We start from the raw sequence: 4,011 nt of genomic DNA on the forward strand, positions 1-4,011 counted from the left end.
CCGCTCCGCCGTCCTCCGCCGCTCCGACGGCCACCACTCCGGCAACGGCCGCTCCTGCGGCACCGGGCCTGTGCAAGGCCGCGGGGCTGACCGCGGCCACCGATGCATCCGGCGGGGGCGCTGCGGGCAGCGTCTATATGAAACTAAACCTCACCAACAGCGGCACGGAGCCCTGCCTGCTCAAGGGCTACGCGGGAGTGTCCCTGGCGGCGGACAACGCCGGGGAGCCCATCGGAGCGCCGGCCAGCCGTGAGGATTCAACACCTGTCACGGACGTCCTCCTGGCACCCGGCCAGACCGGCACGGCCGTCCTGCGCTACACCCAGGCCGGAAACTACATGGACTGCGCCATGGTGGACGCCGCCGGCTACCGCATCTACCCGCCGGAGGACACTGCCTCGCTGTTTGTGCCCCAGCCCACCAAGGCATGCAGCAACGCCGGCATCACGCTGCTCAGCATCGGGGCGTTCCAGCCGGCGTAGCTCCGCCGAGGCTTCCCTACAGACGACTGCAGGCGGTCCGGCATGTGCCGGGCCGCCTGCAGTTTCTTGTAAGTACCGCGAACCTGTGGCTGCGCGGTTGTGTTTCAGTACCTGTTAGTGGGCCGTCGTGGGGCGGCCGGCGCGGGCAGTACCGCGAGAGAGAGCAAAGCCCAGGCCAAGCATGCCAACACCAAGGACAAAGTGCAGCCAGTTGGCCGCCATGTTCACAGGGATGAAGTTGACCGGCGTCTCCAGACCGATCAGCAGGCCGTATAGCCAGAGGACCAGGTAGATGGCGCCACCTATTATCAGGTAGTTCTTGGACTGAGCGGCACTGCGGGCCATAGCGATACCGGCGGCGCCGAACAGCAGATGGACGATGTTGTGCAGCACAGAAACCTGGAAGAGGCCCAGCAGCAGCGCCTGGGACTCGTGCCCGGCGAAGCCCATGGTCTCGTAGTTGGCGGTGATGCCAGGAATGAAGCCGAGCACGCCCACCAGGAGGAAGACCGCTCCCACGGCGAGGGCTGCTTTTTGAATGTTGGTCCGGCCTACGGTACGACCGTCGGAACTCATGCTTGTCATGATTTCTCCTGCTGTTTGTCGTTTTCGTTTTCCATGGCTGCCGGGCTGCGCCTGACCATAGACTACCCCGACAAAGTAAGTATACTTAGCAACTGCGGAACCGATAGGTCAGGTCTATAACGGACCCATTACAAACTGGCCCCACCAGGCCACTGAGACCGGAGGCAGGTTGAATTGGCATGACGTCGATTTGGTTGGACCGCAGCGCGGCTTTCACTTCCGATCCGTTCGAGCCCGACACCAAGTACGACACGGTGGTGGCCGGTGCAGGACTGACCGGCCTGGTCACCGCGCTGCTGCTGGCCCGCTCCGGCCAAAAGGTCCTGGTTCTCGAGGCGCGGCATCCAGGCGCCGTCACCACCGGCAACACCACGGCCAAGGTAACCCTGCTGCAGGGCACCTTCCTGTCCCAGCTTGCCCGCCAGTACTCCCAAAAGCAGGTGCAGGCCTACGTTGACGGCAACCGTGAAGGCCAGGCCTGGCTGCTGCGCTACCTCGACGACCATGGCGTACCGTACCAGCGCCGCGACGCCTACACCTATGCGGCAACTGCGCAGGGGACGGAAAAGCTGCGCGAGGAGGTAAGCGCCGGAACCACGGCGGGGCTCGCCATGGAATACGTGCGCGACGCCGGCCTGCCGTTCGCCGTGCACGGCGCCGTCCGCCTCCCCGACCAGGCGCAGATCCATCCCATGGAGGTGGTGGACACGCTGGTGGCGGACATCCGTGGCCGGGGCGGCACGGTTGTGGGCGGCGTGCGACTGCGGGACGTCGCCGGGGACCTTCCGTCAGTGGTGAGGACCAGCCGGGGCAGCGTGCGGGCGGACAGGGTGGTGCTCGCCACCGGCATCCCGGTCCTGGACCGCGGCCTGTACTTCGCCAAGCTGAAGCCCAGCCGGTCCTACGCCGCAGCCCTTGAACTGCAGGAGGGGCAGGAGCCGCCTGCCGGGATGTACATCTCGGTGGAGCAGCCCACGCATTCGCTGCGCGATTACGAACACGATGGCCGCAGGCTCCTCCTGGTGGGCGGCCACGGCCACCAGGTGGGCCGGGCGCAGTCCGAAAAGGAGCATCTGCAAGGGCTGCTCGACTGGACACGGCAGCACTATCCGGGCGCAAGGACCACGCACGCCTGGTCCGCGCAGGACTACATGGCCACCAACCTGATGCCGTTCTTCGGCAAGCTTCCCCGCGGCAGGGGGCATGTCTACTTCGGGACCGGGTACAACAAGTGGGGCATGACCAACTCCGTCGCCGCCGCGCTGGCGATTTCCGCCGACATCCTGGGCGGCAATGTGTCCTGGGCGGACACGATCCACCACCGGGTCACGTCCCCGTCCGGGGCGTTCTCCGCCGTCGCCCTCAACGCTGGCGTGGCAGCCAAGCTCGCCTCCGGGTGGGGGCAGCTGGCGGCGGAGGGCTTGAAGACGGAAGGCACAAGGGTACTGAAACGGGACAAGGACCTTCCGGCGGCCGCGCCCGTTGTTCCGGCCGAAGGCGAGGGCCAGGTGTACCGCGAAGGGACCCGCCCGGTGGCCGTCTCCACAGTTGACGGGACCACCTGCAAGCTGTCGGCCGTCTGCACCCACCTGGGCGGCATCGTGCATTGGAACGACAACGAAAGGACCTGGGACTGCCCCCTGCACGGCTCCCGGTTCACCAGCGATGGAACGTTGCTGGAAGGCCCGGCCACCAGGGACCTGCCGCAGGACAAGAAGGTTTGAGCCCTGGTTCCGCGGGCGCCGGCGGTCCTGTCGGGGGCCTGGGGCATGATGGAGGCATGAACCAGGAAAAGCGTTCCCGGGGCGGCAGGCGTCCAGCCGACGCTGCGCCCATGGCCCGGTTCAGCAGGGCAACCCGCGACTGGTTCCTGGGTGCTTTCTCCGAACCAACCCCTGCCCAGGCCGGGGCCTGGAACGCCATCTCCTCCGGTTCGCATGCCCTGGTGGTGGCGCCCACCGGTTCCGGCAAGACCCTCGCCGCTTTCCTCTGGGCCCTGGACCGGCTGCTCAGCTCCGCCACTGCCGCCCCGGAGCTGCCGGTGGTCGAGGATGCGGCGCCGGCTGCGTCCAAGCGCCCGGAGAAGGGCAGGACGCTCCGGGCCCCGAAGCGCAAGACCCGCGTCCTCTACATCTCGCCGCTGAAAGCCCTGGGCGTCGACGTCGAGCGGAATCTGCGTTCCCCGCTGATCGGCATCACCCAGACCGCGAAGCGCCTGGATCTTCCGGCGCCCCTGATCACCGTGGGCGTCAGGTCCGGGGACACCACCGCGGCGGACCGGCGTGCGTTGCTGAGCAACCCGCCGGACATCCTCATCACCACCCCGGAGTCGCTGTTCCTGATGCTCACCTCCAGGGCCCGGGAAACCCTCACCGAGGTGGACACCATCATCATCGACGAGGTCCATGCGGTGGCGGGAACCAAACGCGGCGCACACCTTGCCGTGTCGCTCGAACGGCTCGATGCCCTGCTGCCCAAGCCTGCCCAGCGGATTGGGCTCTCGGCCACGGTGGAGCCCCGGGAGCTGGTGGCCCAGTTCCTGGCCGGTTCGGCGCCTGTGGAAATCGTGGCCCCGCCCGCGAAGAAGAACTGGGACCTTACGGTGTCCGTGCCGGTGGAGGACATGTCCGATCTCCAGGGCGCTGCCGGGGCTTTCGATTCCGGCCCGGCCTCCGGGCTCCAGCCGCAGGCCTCCATCTGGCCGCACGTGGAGGAGAAAATCGTTGACCTGGTGCTGGCCAACCAGTCGACCATCGTGTTCGCCAACTCCCGCCGCCTGTCCGAACGGCTGACTGCCCGCCTCAACGAGATCTACGCCGAACGGCAGCTGGTGGCGGCCGGCGGTGGCTGGGACGATCCCTGGGCCGGTGAGGTGTTCCTTCGGATCCGGGCCTTCAGCAAGCCCGGCAACTGGTTCTACGCCGCGGGCGGACTGGTGACCAGG

4 protein-coding genes are annotated in these 4,011 nt (G+C 67.4%); 3 read left to right on the forward strand and 1 reads right to left on the reverse strand.

All coding sequences use genetic code 11. The features are described 5' to 3' along the window. On the forward strand, nt 1–482 hold a 482-nt coding region (locus AC5RTT_RS19940), incomplete at its 5' end, for a DUF4232 domain-containing protein (RefSeq protein WP_494146616.1). 114 nt (nt 483–596) lie between these two features. Here the strand turns inward: AC5RTT_RS19940 and AC5RTT_RS19945 are convergent. Then, the gene (locus AC5RTT_RS19945) at nt 597–1,058 is read right to left on the reverse strand and encodes a DUF4383 domain-containing protein (protein ID WP_494010986.1); all 462 of its coding nucleotides are present in this window, start codon (nt 1,056–1,058) and stop codon (nt 597–599) included. A gap of 188 nt (nt 1,059–1,246) precedes the next feature. Between AC5RTT_RS19945 and AC5RTT_RS19950 the strand changes: the two genes are divergently transcribed. Next, nucleotides 1,247–2,791: an FAD-dependent oxidoreductase gene (locus AC5RTT_RS19950; protein WP_494146617.1), complete on the forward strand. Its 1,545-nt coding sequence runs from the start codon at nt 1,247–1,249 to the stop codon at nt 2,789–2,791. A gap of 56 nt (nt 2,792–2,847) precedes the next feature. After that, the coding region (locus AC5RTT_RS19955) for a DEAD/DEAH box helicase (RefSeq protein ID WP_494146618.1) at nt 2,848–4,011 on the forward strand (1,164 nt) is incomplete at its 3' end.

This window comes from Arthrobacter sp. Y3221157 (assembly GCF_059089865.1).

Excerpts from the sequence above, each read along its gene's own strand:
- AC5RTT_RS19945 (WP_494010986.1), bottom strand. The coding sequence starts at position 1,058 with ATGAGTTCCGACGGTCGTACCGTAGGCCGGACCAACATTCAAAAAGCA.
- AC5RTT_RS19950 (WP_494146617.1), top strand. The coding sequence starts at position 1,247 with ATGACGTCGATTTGGTTGGACCGCAGCGCGGCTTTCACTTCCGATCCG.